The organism is Bdellovibrio sp. HCB185ZH, from assembly GCF_047302455.1.
GTDB lineage: Bacteria > Bdellovibrionota > Bdellovibrionia > Bdellovibrionales > Bdellovibrionaceae > Bdellovibrio.
Genome location: NZ_CP178624.1, coordinates 562,002 through 581,757 on the forward strand (window position 1 = coordinate 562,002; position 19,756 = coordinate 581,757).

Annotated in this window: 20 protein-coding genes; 8 read left to right on the top strand and 12 right to left on the bottom strand. The window is 45.1% G+C overall.

What is annotated here, in order from left to right; all coding sequences use genetic code 11:
- The 4 genes from ACLSU7_RS02765 to ACLSU7_RS02780 all read left to right on the top strand — a co-directional run bounded on the left by ACLSU7_RS02765 (position 1) and on the right by ACLSU7_RS02780 (position 3,779).
- Positions 1-1,176 carry a thiolase family protein gene (locus tag ACLSU7_RS02765; RefSeq protein WP_181607407.1) on the top strand — a complete coding sequence of 392 codons (1,176 nt, stop codon included), beginning with the start codon at positions 1-3 and terminating at the stop codon, positions 1,174-1,176.
- Between the two features lie 50 nt (positions 1,177-1,226).
- Positions 1,227-1,925 carry a CoA transferase subunit A gene (locus tag ACLSU7_RS02770; RefSeq protein ID WP_413294032.1) on the top strand — a complete coding sequence of 233 codons (699 nt, stop codon included), beginning with the start codon at positions 1,227-1,229 and terminating at the stop codon, positions 1,923-1,925.
- Positions 1,926-1,928: 3 nt separating this feature from the next.
- A complete protein-coding gene (locus ACLSU7_RS02775) occupies positions 1,929-2,585 on the top strand; it encodes a CoA transferase subunit B (RefSeq protein WP_413294033.1) in 657 nt (218 codons plus the stop codon).
- A 213-nt stretch (positions 2,586-2,798) separates the two neighbouring features.
- The gene (locus ACLSU7_RS02780; RefSeq protein ID WP_413294034.1) at positions 2,799-3,779 is read left to right on the top strand and encodes a Crp/Fnr family transcriptional regulator; all 981 of its coding nucleotides are present in this window, start codon (positions 2,799-2,801) and stop codon (positions 3,777-3,779) included.
- Between the two features lie 106 nt (positions 3,780-3,885).
- Here ACLSU7_RS02780 and pyk read toward each other — a convergent pair whose 3' ends face one another.
- The 5 genes from pyk to ACLSU7_RS02805 all read right to left on the bottom strand — a co-directional run bounded on the left by pyk (position 3,886) and on the right by ACLSU7_RS02805 (position 9,334).
- Positions 3,886-5,373 carry a pyruvate kinase gene (gene pyk, locus ACLSU7_RS02785; RefSeq protein WP_413294035.1) on the bottom strand — a complete coding sequence of 496 codons (1,488 nt, stop codon included), beginning with the start codon at positions 5,371-5,373 and terminating at the stop codon, positions 3,886-3,888.
- Positions 5,374-5,377: 4 nt separating this feature from the next.
- Positions 5,378-7,051 carry a hypothetical protein gene (locus ACLSU7_RS02790; RefSeq protein WP_413294036.1) on the bottom strand — a complete coding sequence of 558 codons (1,674 nt, stop codon included), beginning with the start codon at positions 7,049-7,051 and terminating at the stop codon, positions 5,378-5,380.
- Positions 7,052-7,148: 97 nt separating this feature from the next.
- On the bottom strand, positions 7,149-7,886 hold the full coding sequence (locus ACLSU7_RS02795) for a hypothetical protein (protein WP_413294037.1): 738 nt from the start codon (positions 7,884-7,886) through the stop codon (positions 7,149-7,151).
- Positions 7,886-8,566: a tetratricopeptide repeat protein gene (locus tag ACLSU7_RS02800; protein WP_413294038.1), complete on the bottom strand. Its 681-nt coding sequence runs from the start codon at positions 8,564-8,566 to the stop codon at positions 7,886-7,888. Before ACLSU7_RS02800 ends, ACLSU7_RS02795 begins: the two co-directional genes overlap by 1 nt.
- Positions 8,567-8,608: 42 nt before the next feature.
- Complete coding sequence (locus ACLSU7_RS02805; protein WP_413294039.1) at positions 8,609-9,334, bottom strand: hypothetical protein; 726 nt, start codon at positions 9,332-9,334, stop codon at positions 8,609-8,611.
- Between the two features lie 89 nt (positions 9,335-9,423).
- Here ACLSU7_RS02805 and ACLSU7_RS02810 point away from each other — a divergent pair, with 89 nt between their 5' ends.
- Positions 9,424-9,696, top strand: coding sequence for an HU family DNA-binding protein (locus ACLSU7_RS02810; protein WP_413294040.1), 273 nt, complete (start codon positions 9,424-9,426; stop codon positions 9,694-9,696).
- Here the strand turns inward: ACLSU7_RS02810 and ACLSU7_RS02815 are convergent.
- Both ACLSU7_RS02815 and ACLSU7_RS02820 read right to left on the bottom strand, forming a co-directional pair.
- Complete coding sequence (locus tag ACLSU7_RS02815; RefSeq protein WP_413294041.1) at positions 9,689-10,135, bottom strand: GYF domain-containing protein; 447 nt, start codon at positions 10,133-10,135, stop codon at positions 9,689-9,691. The two genes, ACLSU7_RS02810 and ACLSU7_RS02815, sit on opposite strands and share 8 nt — an antisense overlap.
- Complete coding sequence (locus tag ACLSU7_RS02820; protein WP_413294042.1) at positions 10,132-11,790, bottom strand: ChaN family lipoprotein; 1,659 nt, start codon at positions 11,788-11,790, stop codon at positions 10,132-10,134. Before ACLSU7_RS02820 ends, ACLSU7_RS02815 begins: the two co-directional genes overlap by 4 nt.
- 78 nt (positions 11,791-11,868) lie before the next feature.
- Here ACLSU7_RS02820 and ACLSU7_RS02825 point away from each other — a divergent pair, with 78 nt between their 5' ends.
- A complete protein-coding gene (locus tag ACLSU7_RS02825; RefSeq protein ID WP_413294043.1) occupies positions 11,869-13,077 on the top strand; it encodes a DsbA family protein in 1,209 nt (402 codons plus the stop codon).
- Between the two features lie 40 nt (positions 13,078-13,117).
- Here the strand turns inward: ACLSU7_RS02825 and ACLSU7_RS02830 are convergent, their stop codons facing one another.
- Positions 13,118-13,711, bottom strand: coding sequence for a hypothetical protein (locus ACLSU7_RS02830; RefSeq protein ID WP_413294044.1), 594 nt, complete (start codon positions 13,709-13,711; stop codon positions 13,118-13,120).
- A gap of 141 nt (positions 13,712-13,852) precedes the next feature.
- Between ACLSU7_RS02830 and ACLSU7_RS02835 the strand changes: the two genes are divergently transcribed.
- Positions 13,853-14,965, top strand: a complete 1,113-nt coding sequence (locus ACLSU7_RS02835) for a hypothetical protein (RefSeq protein ID WP_413294045.1) — start codon at positions 13,853-13,855, stop codon at positions 14,963-14,965.
- A 34-nt stretch (positions 14,966-14,999) separates the two neighbouring features.
- Here the strand turns inward: ACLSU7_RS02835 and ACLSU7_RS02840 are convergent, their stop codons facing one another.
- The gene (locus ACLSU7_RS02840; RefSeq protein WP_413294046.1) at positions 15,000-15,326 is read right to left on the bottom strand and encodes an STAS domain-containing protein; all 327 of its coding nucleotides are present in this window, start codon (positions 15,324-15,326) and stop codon (positions 15,000-15,002) included.
- Between the two features lie 115 nt (positions 15,327-15,441).
- Here ACLSU7_RS02840 and ACLSU7_RS02845 point away from each other — a divergent pair, with 115 nt between their 5' ends.
- Complete coding sequence (locus ACLSU7_RS02845; protein ID WP_413294047.1) at positions 15,442-17,889, top strand: LPS-assembly protein LptD; 2,448 nt, start codon at positions 15,442-15,444, stop codon at positions 17,887-17,889.
- A 109-nt stretch (positions 17,890-17,998) separates the two neighbouring features.
- Here ACLSU7_RS02845 and ACLSU7_RS02850 read toward each other — a convergent pair whose 3' ends face one another.
- From ACLSU7_RS02850 to rplS, 3 genes are all read right to left on the bottom strand, one after another.
- Entirely contained in the window at positions 17,999-18,388 is a 390-nt protein-coding gene (locus ACLSU7_RS02850; RefSeq protein WP_413294048.1) for a YraN family protein, read from the bottom strand.
- A complete protein-coding gene (locus tag ACLSU7_RS02855) occupies positions 18,339-19,100 on the bottom strand; it encodes a ribonuclease HII (RefSeq protein WP_413294049.1) in 762 nt (253 codons plus the stop codon). The genes ACLSU7_RS02850 and ACLSU7_RS02855 overlap by 50 nt, the downstream gene beginning before the upstream one ends.
- A 181-nt stretch (positions 19,101-19,281) precedes the next feature.
- Positions 19,282-19,710: a 50S ribosomal protein L19 gene (rplS, locus tag ACLSU7_RS02860; protein WP_413294050.1), complete on the bottom strand. Its 429-nt coding sequence runs from the start codon at positions 19,708-19,710 to the stop codon at positions 19,282-19,284.
- Positions 19,711-19,756: the final 46 nt, after the last annotated feature.

Here is a 19,756-nt window from a genome sequence, read left to right on the forward strand (position 1 = left end):
ATGGAAAATGTAGTGATTGTCAGCAGCGTCAGAACTCCTGTCGCATCCTTTCAAGGTGGTTTCGGTGCAGTACCTGCTCCTAAACTAGGCGCAGCTGCGATTAAAGAAGCTCTAACTCGTGCAAATGTTTCCCCGAATGAAATCGATGAAGTGATCATGGGTGAAGTATTGACTGCCGGTGTTGGACAAGCTCCCGCTCGCCAAGCAGCTCTTTTTGCTGGCCTTAGCAACAACACTCCCTGCATGACGATCAATAAAGTTTGCGGCTCTGGTCTTAAAGCCGTGATGCTTGCCGCTGATAACATTCAATTGGGTAACACGAAAATCGCAGTCGCGGGTGGTCAAGAGAATATGACTTTGGCTCCGCACTTGCTTGAGAATTCTCGTACGGGTTACCGCATGGGCGCAACGCAAATGACTGACTCCATGATCAAAGACGGTCTTTGGGATCCCTACAACAATTTCCATATGGGTAATGCTGCAGAAATCTGCGTAAAAGAACATAACTTCACTCGTGAAGAACAAGATGCTTTCGCTGTCGACTCTTATAAAAAAGCACAAAAAGCCTGGACTGATGGCGTTTTCAAAAACGAAATCGTTCCGGTGACAGTTGCAGGTCGCAAAGGCGACGTGGTTATCGATAAAGACGAAGAGCCATTCAACACGAACTTTGATAAAATCCCTGGCTTGAAACCCGCTTTCGATAAAGCCGGAACAATCACAGCGGCAAATGCTTCCAAAATCAACGACGGTGGTGCCGCCCACGTCTTGATGTCTGAATCTGAAGCGAAAAAACGTGGTGCAAAACCTTTGGCTAAAATCGTTGCTCACGGCACATTCGCCCACGAACCGAAATACTTCACAACGGCACCAGTTGGCGCGATCAAAAAAGCGTTGGCTAAAGCAAACTTGAAAGTTGGCGATATCGATCTTTGGGAGATCAACGAAGCGTTCGCAGTTGTTACTCAAGTAGCAATGAAAGAGCTGGAAATCCCAGCTGCTAAAGTCAACGTTCACGGTGGCGCGGTAGCTATCGGTCACCCGATCGGCGCTTCAGGTGCTCGTATTCTTACGACTTTGGTTCACGCTCTTCACACTCACAACAAACGCTATGGTCTTGCGACTTTGTGTATTGGTGGTGGAGAAGCCGTAGCCTTGATCATTGAAAAGGCCTAGTCCCTAAAGGCTGCCCTCACCGGGTGGCCTTTTTAATTTGGAGAAACATCATGAGCAAAAAAGTTTATAAAGATGCCATGTCAGCGCTTGAGGGCGTGAAAGATGGAATGACCTTGGTCGTTGGTGGCTTTGGTCTTTGCGGCATTCCGGAAAACTCGATCGCAGCTTTGGTTGAGCGCGGAGTAAAAAACCTCACTTGCGTTTCCAACAACGCCGGCGTGGATGATTTTGGTTTGGGATTGCTTTTGCAAAAACGTCAGATCAAAAAAATGGTTTCATCTTACGTGGGTGAAAACGCTTTGTTTGAAAAACAATATATGAGCGGCGAATTAGAACTTGAGTTCTGCCCCCAAGGAACCTTGGCTGAGCGTATTCGTGCTGGTGGCGCGGGTATCGCAGGCTTCTACACTCCAACAGGAGTCGGAACATTGGTAGCTGAAGGCAAAGAAATCAAGAACTTCGATGGTCGCGATTATGTTCTTGAGCGCGGTATCGTTGGCGATTTCGCTCTGGTCAAAGCCTGGAAGGGTGACAAGTTCGGAAACCTGGTTTTCAGAAAAACAGCGCGCAACTTTAACCCCATGGCCGCAACTGCCGGTAAAATCACTGTGGCCGAAGTTGAAGAATTGGTTGAGGTCGGCGAATTAGATCCAGATCAAATTCACACTCCCGGCGTATTCGTCCAAAGAATTTTCCAGGGAACGAATTATCAAAAACGCATTGAACAGCGCACTGTGAGCAAGGGGTAATTCATGCCATTAACAAGAGAACAAATCGCACAAAGAATTTCCCAAGAAGTTCAAGATGGTTACTGCGTGAATTTGGGTATCGGTATTCCAACTTTGGTAGCAAACTACATCCCTAAGGGTATGTCAGTTATGTTACAGAGCGAAAACGGTCTTTTGGGAATGGGTGCTTACCCAACCGAAGATAAAGTCGACGCCGATCTCGTCAATGCAGGTAAGCAAACTGTGACAGCCGTTCCCGGTGCAAGTTTCTTTTCCAGTGCAGACTCTTTTGCGATGATTCGTGGTGGCCACGTGGACTTGACGGTTCTAGGCGCTATGGAAGTGGATGAGGAAGGTTCCATCGCGAATTGGATGGTTCCAGGCAAAATGGTAAAAGGCATGGGCGGAGCAATGGATCTTGTTGCTGGCGCTCGTAACGTTATCGTAGCCATGCAACACACAGACAAAGAAGGAAACTCCAAACTTCGCACGAAATGCACTCTGCCACTGACAGGCATTAAGTGTATCAAGAAAATCGTCAGCGATTTCGGCGTGATCGAAGTAACTGATAAAGGTTTCGTTTTAAAAGAATATGCTCCCGATATGACTCCCGAAAAAGTACTCGCAGCCACAGAGGGCAAAATGACAATCGCCCCTGACTGCAAAGCGATGACTTTCTAAACAGAAAAGGTACGGACACACTTTCTCCAATGAATGAGCCCGGGGACACCACCTCGGGCTTTTTTTGGAGATTAAAAGGTACGGCCTTACTTTGTTAAGTAAGGCCGTACCTTTTAATCCAGCTAGCTAAAGTCTAGTCCGTAGTTTTCCCAGTGATCGCAGCCCGTTTTTTCGAGATACTAAATGCAACAATTTCTCGGGAAGGAACTGTGCGTGGCTGAGGCAAAAAAGATCGCAAAAGATAATTACCTATTTCGCGAAGGTGATCCTGCGGACGCGATGTACATTATAAAATCCGGATTACTTGCGGTCACAAAAACCAAAGGACAGTCAGAGGTTTCTCTGGCGGAAATCAGCCCCGGCTCCATGGTTGGCGAAATGGGCTTGTTCGACAACAAACCTCGCAGTGCCAATGTTAAAGCGATCAAAGAAACAGAAGTTATTGCTCTCCCCTATGAATCTCTAAATAAGCAGCTTGATCAGTTGCCGGTTTGGGTTCGTGCGATTCTAAAAAATCTCAATGAGACCATTCGTGAATCCAATAAAAAATTAAAACAGCTGGAAACAGCCAATGCCGACGAAGAACGCTTTCCACCACATGTGATCAACAAGTTGATGTCGATCTTTAACTTCGTCTGCAATAAATATGGAAAACCTGAAGCCAACGGCGTCAGCATTTCTTCGGTCTTACTTCGTAACTATACGATCCAAATTTTCCAGGAAGCCACGAACAAAATGAACTCCCTGGTGAATGCTTTGACAGAATTAGGATTCGCCACTCAGGAAGATCGCGGTGATGGTACTCAAAAAATCGTCAACATGAAGGCTGCAGAACTTTTTGCGTTTGTGGATTGGTATAACGACTGGATCTATAAACAGGAAAAAGACAAAAAAGATCCTTTAACAGAGCAGGAATGCAGAGTTCTAAATGCCCTTATTCACTTTGGAAAAAAAGTAGAGCCAGATAAAAAAGGCCTCAACAAAGTCAGCCTGGTGGATCTCCAAAATGAATCCGTTAAAGAATTCGGTCAATTGATCAAGCCAGACGACGTGAACAGCTTAATCGAAAAGAAATACCTCAACGAAAAAATCATGGATGGTTCCAGCGTGTTCGTCATGCTGGAGCTTCCGTTCGTTGAACCCCAAGCCAACAATTGGACACTACTCAACAACCTAAAGCGTAAACTCCGCTAAAAGCGCCTTCAAAAGGCATCTGCAGACTCGCGCGTTTCTGGCAGTACTGCGCATAAAAAAAGCCCTGGTTTTCTCCAGGGCTTTTGCGTTTTCGTATTTAGGAAATTTAGTCGATATTCGGATCAGCCTGACAGCGTAGTGGCAATTGCTCATCCGGAAGCTTGGTCAAATCTTCGCCGCCCACTGTGTGGACGTACAGAGAATTTGTTTTCACACCCTTCGCAATCGGTTGCCCCAAAGTCAAAATGACCTTGTCACCCGTCTTCGACAAACCATGAGTCACTAACAAACGATCCACTTCCAACAAAATGTCTTCCATGTTTTTGTAAGGCTTGATGGCGTGAGTTTGAATACCCCAATTCAGCTCCATCGAGTTCAGAACCTCTTGGTGCTGAGTGATAGAAATAATGCGGGCCTTCGGACGGAAAGCAGAAATGATACTGGCTGTTTTACCTGTGCTAGTCAGACAGATAATCGCCGTCGCATTCAATTTCAAAGCACTCAAGGAAGCACTCGCCGCAATCGCAGCCGGTGTACTTAAGAATTCGCTTTCCAAAGAAATCTTATAGTATTCTTCTTCGTTGCGCTCAACTTCCAGAATAATCTCATGCATCGTGCGAATCGCTTTAAACGGATTCTTACCGCTTGCAGACTCTGCAGAAAGCATCAAGGCATCTGAACCATCCAAAACTGCATTCGCCACGTCAGTGATCTCTGCACGCGTTGGACGAGGGTTTTCAATCATGCTCTCAAGCATTTGAGTGGCAGTGATAACCGGACGACCCAATTGGTTACAAACATTGATGATACGCTTCTGGAAGCCCGGCAAACGGCTTTGACCGACTTCAACAGCCAGGTCACCACGGGCCACCATCACAGCATCACTTAAACGACAGATCTCTTCCAAGTTTTCAATCGCTTCGATCATTTCGATCTTCGCCACGATTTTAGCCTGAGATCCACGGGATTCGATGATTTCGCGAAGCTTACGAATATCACGAGCATGGCGCACGAAACTTAAAGCGATATAATCTACTTTGTTCGCGATACCAAATTCCAGATCTTCCAAATCTTTCGGAGTCATCGGATCAACGGGAAGATTCACACCTGGCAAGTTCATGCCTTTGCGATCTTTCAGGATACCGCCATCGATCACGACAACGTCGACTTCTTCGCCACGAACCTGCAACACTTCAACTTGCATCAAGCCGTCATCCAACAAGATGCGTGTGCCTGGAGTACAGGCCATTGGCAATTCTTTAAAGTCAGAGGGGATCAGGCCCTGGCGACCCAAGATAGGTGCTGTGGTGAAAGTAAATTTCTCGCCGGGTTTGATTTCAATCTTCCCGCCTTCAATTTTACCAACGCGAACCTTCGGACCCTGTAAATCCTGAAGGATCGTCACAGGTGCATTCAACTCTTTTGAAAGTTTACGAAGTGAGTGAATCACCTTCAGGTGATCTTCATGTGCACCGTGGGAAAAGTTAAGGCGAGCCACATTCATGCCCGCCTTAATTGCTTTTTCTAGATTTTTCTCATCACGAGTTGACGGCCCAATGGTCGCCACAATTTTCGCTCGTCGATCTGCTAGCATGAACCTATGCCTTCCTAGAGTATGAACTCATCTTTACAGATAAGTTTTGCATATCCTCCTGGTGGCGTCTATTCATTCTCTCAATCTGATCGTTGTGCGACTCAGTGAGTTGCGCAAGCTTTGCTTCATACTGCATAGCTACGGAATCTTTCTCATTCTTGTTCGCTTTGCCTTGATCTTGCATACGCTGTGAGTACAACTTCTCAAGACGTTTAATTTCACGGTCTTGATTATCTTTCAACGACGACAATTTGTCCTCGTATGTCTTCACCGTTTGCTCAAGCTTTGCATTGAAGCTCTGCTCCATACCACGGAAACGTTCCGTCATGGCTTTGTTATTAGCCACTTGGTCTTCTGTGAAACGCTGACGCTGACCTTCCATACGCTGGTTATAGTTCTCTTCCATTTGATCCAAAGAACTACCATAGTATTCGCCTAATTTTTTTGCATTTTTATTAGACAGATCCGTGATCTTTTTAACCCGTGTTTCAGCAGAGTTGTTCACCTGGATCATTTGATCCTGGTGGGACGCTTTCATCATCTCGCGATCTGCTGACATACGCGAGTTCGTAACGTTGGCCTGAGATTGATATTCACGGTCCACGTTATGTAAAAGCTGCGCATTTTTTTGATTCATTTTGTCAATGCGCTCATTTGTTAATTCACGCATATCATTGACGGCATCTTCACGACGCTGTTCAACAATGTCCATTTGCTTTTCATAGGCCTGAGTCAGGTTTTTTCGCTCGATCCCGCGCAATTTTTCATTCTTGGCCATTTCATTATTCAGTCGACTGTTCAGACGTTGAATTTGTGAGTCTTTAGAACGAACTTGAGTCGAGATACGCTCGTTCACAGTATCACGGAAATCTGCATTCTGATTGTCGATGGACTGCATTTTATCATCCAAAGCATTATGATACTTGTCGCGAACACGATTTAACTCGGAGTTCATCACTTCCTGTTTCATGTTCAAGTTATCGGAATACATTTCTTTATCATTCGTAATGACGTCGGCAATCTTCTGCTGAAGAGATTCTTTCTGATCATTGCGCATGCGCTCGCTTTCTTTCAAACGAGACTCATAGGATTTGCGCATTTCATTGGTCGCACGATTTTTTGTTGCAAGTTCCTGTTGATGAGAACTCGCCATCGCATCTCTTTCTTTTTCATGGGCATTATTCAAGCGTCGGGCGTTTTTAGCCACATCCTGACGTGCACGCTCACGATTTTCATCGGTCATGCGTTGCAATTGATCATCACGATTTTTAATTTCCGTATTCAACTGCCCTGTTAGATTTTCTTTTTGAGAGTCATTGACCTTTTTCTGCTTATCAATTTGCGCTTCATAGGACTGACGCAAAAGAGCCCGGTCATTGTAAGCCTCTTCCGTTTTATTACGCAAAGATTCGCGATACGTGTTGCGAACTTCATCGATCTTACGATTGTTATCGAAGTCTTTTTCGGTCAGCGACTCACGATTACGTTCTTTCAGAGTATCAATCTTGCTTTCATAGTTATCGGTAATGGCTTTAACATCGTCATGATAACGTTTTTCAAGGCGTTTGATTTCCGCATTACGGCGCTTGGCATTCTCGGTTTCCCGATTTTCGTACTCTTCACGAGTCTGTCTGATTGTTTCGTCCTGGCGCGCGCGGTCTGATGAAATAGAAGACATCCGTATCCTCCCAGCCTGCAGAATAGCATGTGCAGCCGGAAGAAACTTCAGGACTATGAGTTTCAGAAATAAAATCAGGACCTAGGTTTTAATGAAGTTATCTGTCGAAGGCGCGTTTGTACATCAATTCACGGGTTTTCTGGCGCTCCGCTTGGGCTTGGCGCTTTTTCTCCGCTTCGATTCGCTGGCTTTCCTGGATGGAGGCGATCTGACGAAGGGCTATCTTTTCATAAAGGCTGCCACCACGTTCCGCCAAATCTTTCCAGTTTTCACGAAGCTCAGTGACCTCGGTTTTAAACTGCTCTTTCGTGCCTTTGAACAATTTATTCCAAAGCACCAAGTGGTCTTTCATATCCACGGTTTGAATCATGGCGTATTCGTTTTTACCTTTAGAGTTGATTCCAGAAACCCAGAACTCAAAGCCCCCCGGCACTTCCAACTTTTTGCCATCTCTTAAGACAACAGTTAAGTCAGCGTTGATATTACGAATAACAAGTTTATCTCCACGATCTATCAACCAGTACTGGCCATGAGCAGCTTTGGCCGTCGCATAGGGCGTTTCAACTGCAACCTGCGGAGCTTCTTCCACCCACAAAACGCCTTTTACCAAGCGCCATTGATCCTGGGACAAACGCATCAGTGTGGAGCCTTCAGCAGAGTGCAATTCCAGCTCTTCTTGTTTTAAGTGAAACGGTGAATTCAGGACGTGAATCGCACAGCTGTCGGCAGACTTCAAACAACCGGTCGGCTGTTGCAATGTATCTGCAGAGGCGCGAACCCGAACCTCCATCTGAAATGCCATCACAAAAAGAAGAATCTGAAAGACCTTCTTCATTATTTAAATTCCACGCTTTGAGCAAGCTTACGGGCCTGTTTACGAAGATCTTCGTTTTTGAAGTTTTTTAGAACGGTGTTATAAACCTCAGACGCTTCGTCCACCTGATTGTTGATTTCACTGATTTGCCCCATGCGAAGCAAAATGAAACCTGTCAGGTCATTGTCAGGATACTGAGTCACCATATCATCAATGGTCGCCAATGAATTGCGGAAATCCTTTTTTAAGAAGTAACTTTCCGCGATGAAAAAGTGCGCTTCAACACCGTGAGAACTCAGTGGATACTTATCCAGTAAGTTGTTAAATTCTTTAATGGCTTTATCATAACTTTGCTGCGTGAAGTATTTCTTGGCACGCTCAAAAATAATAGGTGACAAATCAATAGCAGATTCACTCGCAGGAGAACGGACGGCAGACGCCAGATTGCTTACTTCAAACTTTGCCTGCAGCGTTTTGTTATCTGGAAGAGTTTGAGCAACGGTTTGCTGAAAATCTTTAAGTTGATAACTTAACAAAGAATTATTGAATTGCTCCTTCTCAACTTTCTTATTGAGAGCGGAGATTTGAATTTCATATTTCTGATGACCATTAAAGTGCCCAACAAGCACTCCATAGACCGCAACAATGCCGATCGTAAGGCACAAACAGAAAACTACAAAAAGAGAGTTCTGATTCTTCATGCCCCACTTATCGGCGGGAAACAGGTAAAAATTGAGACTGTATTATTTTGAGACTGGAGTCTGGACCATGGTGTAGACCACCTCAGCGTCGAGGTCTTTCCACTTCCCATCCTTCATCTGCTTGGGAGCCACGCGGCCCTTCATCACTCGTAAAGTTTGGTCTTTTTCAGCAAACCAGAAATGCACTGGATCGACTAAGGCGGCAATCACAAAGCTCGTTGGCTTCATTTGCACTTCCATCACTTTTTCGCCGTCAATTTCCTTGAATCCCAGATTGCGAAGCGTGAAACCCACGGTTTCCAATCGATCCCACACCGCAAATCGAATGCTGATCTCGTCACCCTTTTTCAATTGCTCGAAATGAGATTTTACAAACAACGCAAAACTGGAAGAACAAACAATCAAGCCCTTTGCTTTTTCTTCAGCAGTTTTTTTCTTGCCATCCGCTCCTTCGTATTCGAATTTGATTTTATCGCCTTCAACCACGATGGTGCCTTTTTCCTGAGTTTGAGATCTTACAATTTCATAACGAAGAATTTTATCACCCGCGACAACACCTTTTTCGGTCACAACAGTTTTTCCATCTGTGTCACGAAAATCGCTCTGCACAAGGATATCCGGCCCCTGCTGCGAAAAACCAATCGTCAGATCATAGAGCTTTTGCTTTCGTTCAGACTTCAAACCATACAGCTGAGCAGCAACTTTTTGTTGCGCAGATAAAGTCAATGGAAATAACAAAATCAACAAGGCACGAAACAAATTCTTCATCGAAAAACACTCCCCATTTCTAATTTTAACTTGACCAATTTCTTAGCAAAATTTAGTGTCGATCCCCTGCAATCCAAAGGATATTAGCAATGAACAAAGCTCAACTGATCGAAATCATCGCTGAACGTACAAAATCCACGAAAGCTCAATCAGAAAATATCCTTGACGCTACCCTTCGTGTAATTCAAGAAGCCCTTAAAAAGGGTGACGAAGTAAAACTTGTGGGTTTTGGCACGTTTTCAAAAACCACCCGAAAACCTCGCCAGGGTCGCAATCCAAAAACTGGGCAAGTGGTTAAAATCCCAAGCGCCCACGTCCCTCGCTTTAAACCAGGCAAAGACCTTAAAGACGCGCTTAATTAGTTTCTTCGGGACTTAACTGTTCCGAAGTAATTGACGCATAAAATTCGGGACGATCTTTGATCTGACACCATCCGCTGAGGCCACTTTTCCAAATATGCTGATAGGGCGAAAATTTTCCTGAGCGAATGCCGTTCTTAATATTGAAAATCGAATAAGGTCCTTCTTGAAGCGGAGTCGCACCTTTCTGCTCCACCAAAACCACCCATTCCGGGATGCTTTCATCAACCTCCATTCCCGGAATAAATGACTGAGCTGCTGGAAACAAAGAAAGTTCAAAAGCACTCCACTCGGCGGCAGGCTTCCACACATCGCCTTGACTCTCGTCCAAAACTAAATCCAATAAGCCGACTTCACCCCGATGAATAAAAGCGCGCATCTCTTCCAAACTGAATGGCCCCAGGGGCTTCAATTGAACACTGCGAAACCAGGTTTTCTTCATAGTTTTTCCTTTTTACTGTGAAACGGGGTTGGCAATGATTCCACAACTTCCAGCATGCCATAGTAAGCCACTTCGAAGTTTTTATTATCCATCGGTTTTTGAATGAAAGAGGCCATGGTAGCGGTCTTTAAAAGCTTTTTCTGATAGCCAAAGAACAGACGCTCCCCCATCATGCCACCAAGCAACGTCGCCGCCACCATATAGCTCGCTTTGCGACGAGGTTTAGCTTGAAGCTTATGTCCGGGCACCCCCGTAATTACCATGAGCTCATGCATTTTTTGCGCGAGCGACAGCTGCAAAGCTTCCTTGCCGATATCTGATGAATCTTTATGAACCAAGCTGGCTTTAATATCAGCGATGGTATCCGTTTTTCTTTTTGGATTGATCATCTTCGATCCAAAATAGGCCACCGCCTCCATCCAAATCCAACGTAAAAAATCCTGGGGCATTTCCGAAAACAACGTTTTACTTCCACTCACCTGTGCATGAATGTATTGCATCGCAAGAGTTGCCGCATGATTCACGGTTCCTCGGGCAAGATAAGCGGCGCTGATTTCCGGCAGATAGAAAGAGTACTCATCCTCGATCAGGCGCTGAATCCACATTTGCTTTTTCGCATCGTAATGTTCGCGCACCTGAGTCCAAAAGGAATCATCATTTGCCGAGTACACGGACAACGCCGATAAAGAAACATCCAAGCCTAACTCTTCCGCCATGATCTTAACATAGCGGCCAATATGATCGGTGAAATCAACTGGCGCAAAATCAGAATCCTCGTCCTCATCCCAATCATCGTCATCTTCACTTTGAAACTGCAAACCCTCATCGTAAGTTTGCTCCAGATACATCAAATAGTTTTGCCATTTCACCCAAGGCGGGACGCTCATCAGGCAAAACGTATTGCGATTGATGCGGATCAAATCGGTGTTTCCCTCTGAGCCCTGATTCAAAAGCTGGAAATAAATTTTTTCCGCATTTTGAAATATACTCAGCACGCTTTTCGCAAAAGGCTTCCCCAGATTTTTTTGAATCTCAGCGGGAATGTGCGCTGAAGCCAGATGCAAATCGCCATATATCACAAATATCAAACTCTCTGGATGAGCCTTGGTCAGTTCCGCGATTTTTTTACCCGCAAAAACATCCCGTGATTTCAAAGTCGTGGCGTTCCTTTTCGCGAAAGACTTGTTAAGACCATAGACAGAAATCTTATGTTTCTGAGCATAGCGCAAAAGGGGACGGTAATGCTCCCATGGAAAACCCCAGCGAGTTTCCCATTTAATGGCTTTTAAAAAATCCTTTTCAGCCATTTTACCTTGCATGAATTTATCAATTTTCGGCTGGTCAGCGGCATCAAAAAATTCCACAGCCAAAACTGTCTTACGGTCCTTAGGAATATTTCTTAAGACGCGAAGCTGCGCTTTTTGCGATTGATGAAGGGCGTGAAAATCCCCCATGAGAACTACCTGAGAATTTGCAATCTGCTCCCAAAGGTCGGTCGGTGCCGCCGGCTGCCATTTGCGCGCAAATTCACCTTGATAGGTTTTATGATAACGCATCAACTCTGGAGTATCTTCCCCCAGACGATGACGGACTTGTTTCTCCATCTGCAAATAGAGATCTTTACGAATGCGTATCCATTTCTGTATGTCGTTCAAAGCTGTCTTCCTTGATAGCCCTTCAATTTTTACATAAAATTTATTGATTTCAAACACGAATCTAAGATTGAATAAGGCATGAAACAAACTTCGAATAAAAATGTCTTCCTTACTGTCGCTCTTTTGGCAACTTTGATCGCGATCGGCTGCCACGCTTACCTGACTCAACACTTCTATGCAGTGAAGTTCGGAACATTGACGGGAACTTCTTTCTGTAATGTCAGTGCAACATTTAATTGCGACACCGTGACGGCCAGCAAATTTGCTTCCTTCCTGGGAATCCCCGTTGCTCTTTGGGGTTTGGTAACAAATGTTATTTTACTTTTCCTTTTAAGCGTAACTCGTTGGAATTTAACTCAAGATCCTGACAAAACTTCACGCTACACGTTCTTAATGGCAAGCTTGGTCCTTTTAGGATCAGTTATTATGGGCGTGATTTCCGCAACAGCAATGACTGCCTATTGCCTGGTTTGCATCGGCACCTATGTTCTTTCGATTATCACATTCGTTGGTGCCCTTAAAGGCGCAGAGGGTTTGTCTGTTCGCAATCTTACTGACGACATTAAAGACATTTTCGTCACAGATCGCTGGATCTTGGGCTCTTTGATCTGCATTCCGGTCTTCGCTTTCGTTGCCAACCTTATGTACATGGAAAGCCAAGGCTTCGGGGATTTACAAAAAATGACCCAGGACAAGGTTCGCTCTTGGATTCCATCACCCGAGCAAAAATTCGATGTCGCTAAGGGCCTCGTTCTTCAATCAGGTTCAGAACCAGTGGTGATGACAATTGTTGAGTTTGCAGACTTCCTTTGCCCACACTGTAAAGACGCAGCTCCTCCCATCCACGCCTTCGTAAAAGCTCATCCAGATGTGAAATTGGTTTTCAAACCTTTCCCATTGGATCCAACGTGCAACCCAGCTATGCAGGGTGGTGGCGGAGACGGCGTTCGCTGTGGCCTGGCAGCTTCGGTCATGTGTTCGGAACAAATCGCTAAAAAAGGTTGGGAAGCTCATGACTTTGTTTTCGAAAATCAAATGGAGATGTACAAGCTTCAATTGATCGACAAAATGCTTGAGCAAATCTCCACAAAGGTTGGAATTCCTTTGGAAGATTTAAAAAAGTGCGTAAACGATCCTGCAACCAAAGAGTTGATTTCCTCCATGGCAAAAGAAGGTGGCGATGCGCAAATTCAAGGGACGCCGACAGTTTTTGTAAACGGAAAACTTCTTAGCGGTGGGCAATCGAAACCTATCCTGGAAGAAGTCTACAGAACAATTAAGAAGTAATTTGAAACGAAAAAGCCACCTGATGGGTGGCTTTTTTTTATTAAAGTCCGACGAGTTCAACCAGCCAGTTTGCCAGCCGCCCGAAGGCATCATCAAAAACAATCACACTCGTTTGCGCGAGACCGTGAACGATATCCAACCAGAACGCCAAAATAATGATTCCGAGAGAGGCCGCGCACAGCGCACGCACCACATAAATCGTGGAACGAGCATCCGCAATTCGCAAATCTGTTTGAATTTTTTCAATAGTTTTAAGGATATATTGAAGCTCTTTAAAGTGCTCTTTAAATTTCTCGCGAAGCTCTTGCTGCTTGGCGCGAGTCAATGAATTGATTCCCGGGAATCCACGTTTGGCCTTAATCGCATAGATCAAATCAATCCCGTGATGGATGAATCTGGTGATTTTAGCTTTGAAATCTGGATAGTCCGACGGCTCATCCAAAAAGTCTTTCAACTCTTCAATAGCCCGGTCGTATCTTTCACCCAACACCAATGTCAGAATTTTATAGCGGAAAGACTCTGGACTTCCCAACTCAGAACTATCCACCTTGCCCATATCAAATAGGCCCGTGTCGTCGATCTTCTTAATTTCTGATGCCACAGCGGCATTGTCTTTTAATGCTGGAACAGCCATGGGTTACTTTTCGGACTTTAATATCAAAGCATAAAGCCTATTTCACACGATCTTGGTCTAGTCTTAAGCCTTTGGTTTGACGGAAATGTATCAGGCTGAGAAACTGGATTTAGGGCGACCTAGACTTCATGGAGGAGGGCTATGGACACCGAACAATTCCAGAGCGCGAAATTAGCACATTTAGACTTTGAATTCGAGCAGCAGCCCATGCACGCTCCTATTCCACTTCCCGACGAGCTTCCAAAGAAAGCTGACGTCAGTCATTTGCCAAAAGAGATCTTAAAATCCTCAACTGTGGAAAACCTTATTTCCCAGAATGAAGATTTAATGGCGCGACTTAAAGTCGCAATTCGCCGACTCTCTTTGTTGGAAAATGAAAATCAACGACTCAGCGAAGAGAGTGCGAAAGCCCGCCTTTCACAATCTTCTGTGACGGACCAAATTCTTGTTTGGCGCGAAAAAGACAACATGTGGAAACACAAAGTTGATCAGATCGAGCGCGAGAAAGAAATCCAAACCGAAAAAATGCGCGCTCTTGAGCAAAAAGTCCGAGCGATGACCGCGGATATCATCCGTCATGAGAAATATCATGATCGCATCAAAACTCAGGTAAAACCTTACATCCAACAGTTGAAAGAATATTCAGCAGCTCAAGATGTTCGGGTCAGCGAACTTGAATCAAGCCTGAACCATAACGAAGCTTTGCTTCGTGACCTTCGCCATCAAGTGATTGAAGTTACTAAGAATGCTCGTTACCAAGTCGAGACATCTGATAAAAAAGCTCAAGAGATGGTTCAACATTATGAAGACCAGATCGCGAGCATGAATAAAGAACTTCAAGTACTACATCAAGCTCAAGAAGACCTTGAAGTGAAGACCGCAAAACTTCACTCGGCCCTGGAGCGCCAGGATACTCTTGAAAATGAGTTGGTTGTTGTTCGTCGTAGCAAAGAAGAGATTCGCCACCGCCTAGAGCAAGAGATCACGCGCCAACAAGAACGCATGAGTGAGCTTACGCGTCAGAATCAAAAACTGGGCGTAGAGCACGCTGATTTACAAATCCGTGTGGTGCAAGATCAAGAGACGATTCAAAAACTGGAAAAAGAAAATCGCCAGTATTTTGAGCAACTCGAAAGCCTTCGCTATATGTGGAATGCCAAGAACGAAGAAAACGAAAAACTCAAGGCTGCAGCCGCTGCTTTGGAGCGTCTCAACCTTGAGCTCAGTCAGAAACTAAACGACCTAAGAAAATAGACGGTTTTGACCGCCGAAGCCCAGGCGAAGGCGGTTAGAAACTTTGTAGTGCGCCTTCGATACTTTCATGAACTTCCAGCGCCGGGCACTGAGAAAATGCAAAAAGGCGCTGGAAATCTGGATTCAATCCCGCGATTTTTACATTCAATTGCTTGGATTCATTCATTTCATTTAACAGACCGAAAAATGACTGAATGCCTGATGATCCTACGAAATTTAAATTTTTCATGCAAAAGACAACTTTTTTATCGGCAAAAGCAGTTAAGCAGGCTTTTTTGAATGATTGAGCTTTTTCGATCTCAATGCGGCCGCTCAAAGAAATAATCGTAATATCCCCGTCTAAAACGAGTTTCAAATCCATGGAATAATCCCTTCTTCTTCACTGATCAGGTTCTTACTTAACGGCGAAAATCCATGCCGTTTTGAGTCCAAATTTCAAGCTCGACAAAGGGCTAAAGACTCCCTACCATAGTTTGGTGCATCTACGTTGGTTCATCTTGTTTTCATCTTTAGTTCTGTCTTTGGTGACGTCATCTTTGGCTTTGGCCGTAGACCCGATTCCTACACCAACACCGACTCCGGCGGCTTCCCCGTCGGCACCTGCAGCAAAAATTCAAGGCATAATGCTCAATGCTGACAGCATGTTCCGCGATAATGAACATGAAACGGTTGAGCTTGAAGGCAATGTGCAAATCGTCTATCAAGGCCAACACATTCGCGCTGATAAAGCGATCGTCCATCTGCGCACTCACCGTACAGAGTTAACTGGGAACGTTGAAATCAGCGACATGAAGAACACCATCTCGGGTTCTCGAATCAATCTTGATTACGAAAACAACACGGGCATCATCTACGATGGCTATGTTTCATCAGGTCCTGTGGCGTTTTCGGGAAATATCCTGGAAAAAACCAGCGATCAGGAATTCATCGTCAGCAACGCGGACTATACGACTTGTACCAATTGCCCGGCTTCCTGGAGTTTTTCCGGCTCGACAATTCGCGCCGAAATGGGCGGCTATGCGTATATTAAAAATGCGATCTTAAGAGTCTCTGACATTCCTGTTTTCTGGTTTCCGTATCTGGTGGTTCCACTGAAGAGTGATCGCCAATCAGGTCTTTTAACTCCGGGGATGGAGCTTTCGGATAACGGGGGTTTTACATTCTACCAACCGTACTTCTGGGCGATTTCTCGCAATACCGACGCCACCATCACTCTTAAGAACTACGAAAAGCGTGGCCTTAAAGGGATGCTTGAATACCGCTATGCTTTGAACGAAGACAGTGGCGGAATTTTAAATACCGCAACACTTTACGATAGCGCCTTCGGTCGTGATCCACGTCTGAATGACTACCGCTCCCCTGTAGATAAAAACACGCCACTTGAGCGTTGGTACGTAAAATACGATCACTATCAGACGATGCCGAACGATTACGTTCATCGTGCCAGCGTAAATCTAGCCAGCGACCTTCAGTATCCTAAAGACTTCCCATTGGAGACCATGAATCACGGTGACTCCGCCATGGAAAGCCGCGTTTCTGTCACAAAAAACACCAAAGACACTCACACCAGTGTGGATACTTCCTATTATTATAATATTTTGCAGGCAGATCCCTTGGCAGGAAATGAAGACGCCGTTCACCGCCTTCCAGAAATTCGCTGGTCGCAAGTGGAAAAAAATATCGGTGAAACAAATTTCGTCTACACCATTAATCTGGATTACGTAAATTTCGCACGCAGCGGACAAGCCTATGACGACATGGTTTATGGCACCGATGCGGCTGGAAACAGAATTCGCTATGTTGATAGTACCTGCGGAAATCCGCAGTGGTCAGATACTCCGGGTTGCCAAAAAAAGTACGATGGCGTGTATGATCCAGCGACGGATCTTATTCGTACCGGTCAGCGTTTGGACTTCTTACCGACTTTATCCTATCCGATCAAAGTTTCAGACGGTGTCGACGTTCTTCCCCGCGTGAGCTACCGCGAAACGCACTATAACTTTGAAGTCAGCGATCAAAAAAATTACGTCCGTCGTTATGCGCGTACAGAACTAACGGGGCGCATGGATTTCAGTCGTATTTATGGCGATCAGGTGGATTCCAAGGCTACTCGTTATAAACACGAAATCATCCCCGAGATTTCCTATACCAACATTCCCTGGATCGACCAAGGAATGCATCCATTCTATGGCCAGGGTAAAGTGAATGATGCCCCTTACACATCCACTGATTCCATCTCCGATTTGGACTTGGCTTCTGACTATGGATTGCAATTCGACTACACGGATCGCGTGTACGATCGAAATCTGGTGACGTTCGCTTTAACAAATAAAATCATTAGAAAAACCTGGTTGAGCGATCGCCCTGAATATCAACAGATCGGTTATTTAAAGCTCGCCCAATCCTATGACGGCACTCAAAACAATAAAGCCCAGGGTGAGCCGTGGTCCGATTTAAGTGCGACCTTGGATGTGCGCTTGGCGCGGTTCCAGACTTATTCTATCTTCAATTACTATCCTTATCATGGCGTCACCAATGCATCCTCGCGTGTGCGCGTCTTGAATGATATGGGTCAGTTTGCTCAAGTCGCATTGACTAAGCAGTACAAAATCTCTCCAGGTAAACCCGTAGATCCCACGACCCGTACAGAAGATTGGGCTTTCTCCGCCGGATTTATTTCTCGTTACGTAAACCTTATGGGCCGCCTGGTTTACGACGCGAATGCCAGAGGCAGCACCGACAATCCAAAATCCTGGGCCTATATCGCTCAATTCAAACCACCCGGCGATTGCTGGATGATCACTCTGATCCAAGATCAGGTGACCGGTGGTGACACCAACTTACGCCTTAGCGCCGAGTTCAACTTCGACGGAACACCAAAACCTCCAATGCCACCCGAAGCCCTCGACCAATTCGGCTTCTAAAAATTTAATCCATCAGCGTTCGCGCCTTGTATAAATCACTGCTTAGATAAACTTAAAGTTGCTTCAGCTTGCGCGCCGACCGGCGCTCCAGCACTGCCGGCTGCCGCCGTTATGTTACATCGTCTATGATAGTGATTTCGCCGAATCGGGTGACGAAGGCCCAGTGGACTTCGACGAGGCAGTTGAATCGCGAGGCAAGAAAAACCGCAGCGCCCTTTAAGCGAAATTTTTGTCGCGGAGAAATTCGTGCGTTGTAAAATGTAGCTTGGTTGGCCGTTTTCACTTCGACCATTAAAAGATTTTTTCGGTCTGGTGTTCGAAAGAGCAAATCAATTTCCGCATACGGCGTTTTCACACGCCGCTTAAGTAACTGATAATTTCGATTGATATAGTATTTGGAAACGAACTCTTCTGACTGAACTCCGCGTTCGTGAGCCCAGTAGGCCTTTTTAACGAAGGTATTCTTTAACACCGGCGAAGGACTTGCGGTGATGATCACACGGTCCGTGTTCGACGATGGATTGCTTGTGCACGGGTGTTGAGTACCCTTTGTGTCCTTCGAAGCCATAAACTGGAAATTTCACTCCCAACTCTTTCATCAAGTTGTCACGAGTTACCTTCGCAACAATCGATGCCGCAGAAATTGGAGCCACACGCAAATCCCCTTTGATCACTGTCGTTTGATGAAAGCCCTTCAGATTCGGAATCTTTTGATTTCCATCAACCAACACATGCCCAGATGTCACACCCAGTGCTTCGATCGCGCGTTTCATCGCAAGCAAAGACGCTTGCAGAATATTCAGTTCATCGATCTCTTCAACACTTGCAGAGCCGATGCCGACTTTATGTTTTTCTTTGATAAGTTTCGCCAATTCTTCACGACGTTCTTCGGACAAAAGCTTAGAATCCGTCACCAAATCCTGCAAATCTTCTGATTCAAAAATCACGGCTGCGGCATACACGGGCCCCGCCAAACAACCCCGCCCCACTTCATCAACACCGATCACAGGAGTAGGAGAAAAATCTCGCCATTCCACTTTTTGCAAATCGATGTTCTTTTTAGGCTTCGCAGCTTTTTTAGCTTTAACGACGGTCACAGACTTTACGGACTTCGCGCCCGCTACAGCTGCATACTTCACAGCAGATCGTTTCGCCTTGACGGCTTTCACGGATTTTTTAGATTTTGATTGAACTGTTTTAGTCTTTGCCATGCTGTCGTATTCCGCTGCTGAATGCTTCAAAGTTAAAGCTCAGTGATTTTAGACAGAGGCGAATTAAGTGGTCACTTCAAAACGGCATGCGCAAAAACACAAAATTCACAGGACAAAAAAAAAGACCTGACTCGTTAGAATCAGGTCTTTTGGAAATTTCATTTAGAAATTTAAATCGAAACTACTCAGCTGCAGTTGCAGTTTGAGCTACCAATTCAGATTCGATTTTCGCAGCTTTACCAGAAAGTTTGCGTAGGAAGTAAAGTTTAGAACGACGTACTTTACCTACGTTAACCAATTCAACTTTGTCCAAAGCTGGAGAGTTGAACGGGAAAGTTCTTTCAACGCCAACGCCTGCAGAGATTTTACGAACTGTGAAAGATTTCGCAGCGCCTGCACCTTGGATTTTAGTTACGATACCTTTGTAAAGCTGAACGCGTTCTTTTTCGCCTTCTTTTACTTTTACGTATACGTTAACAGTGTCACCAGAGTCGAAAGCTTGGATGCTTTTGTTAGCAGCTTTGATGCTCACGCGACGAACTAGGTTCGTTTCTTTAACTTCAGATTTTGCTTTTACAGTCTTAACAGTCTTTTTTACAGCTTTAGCCATTGCTTAGTCCCTTATGCCCATTCAAATATTCAAAAAGTAAAACAAG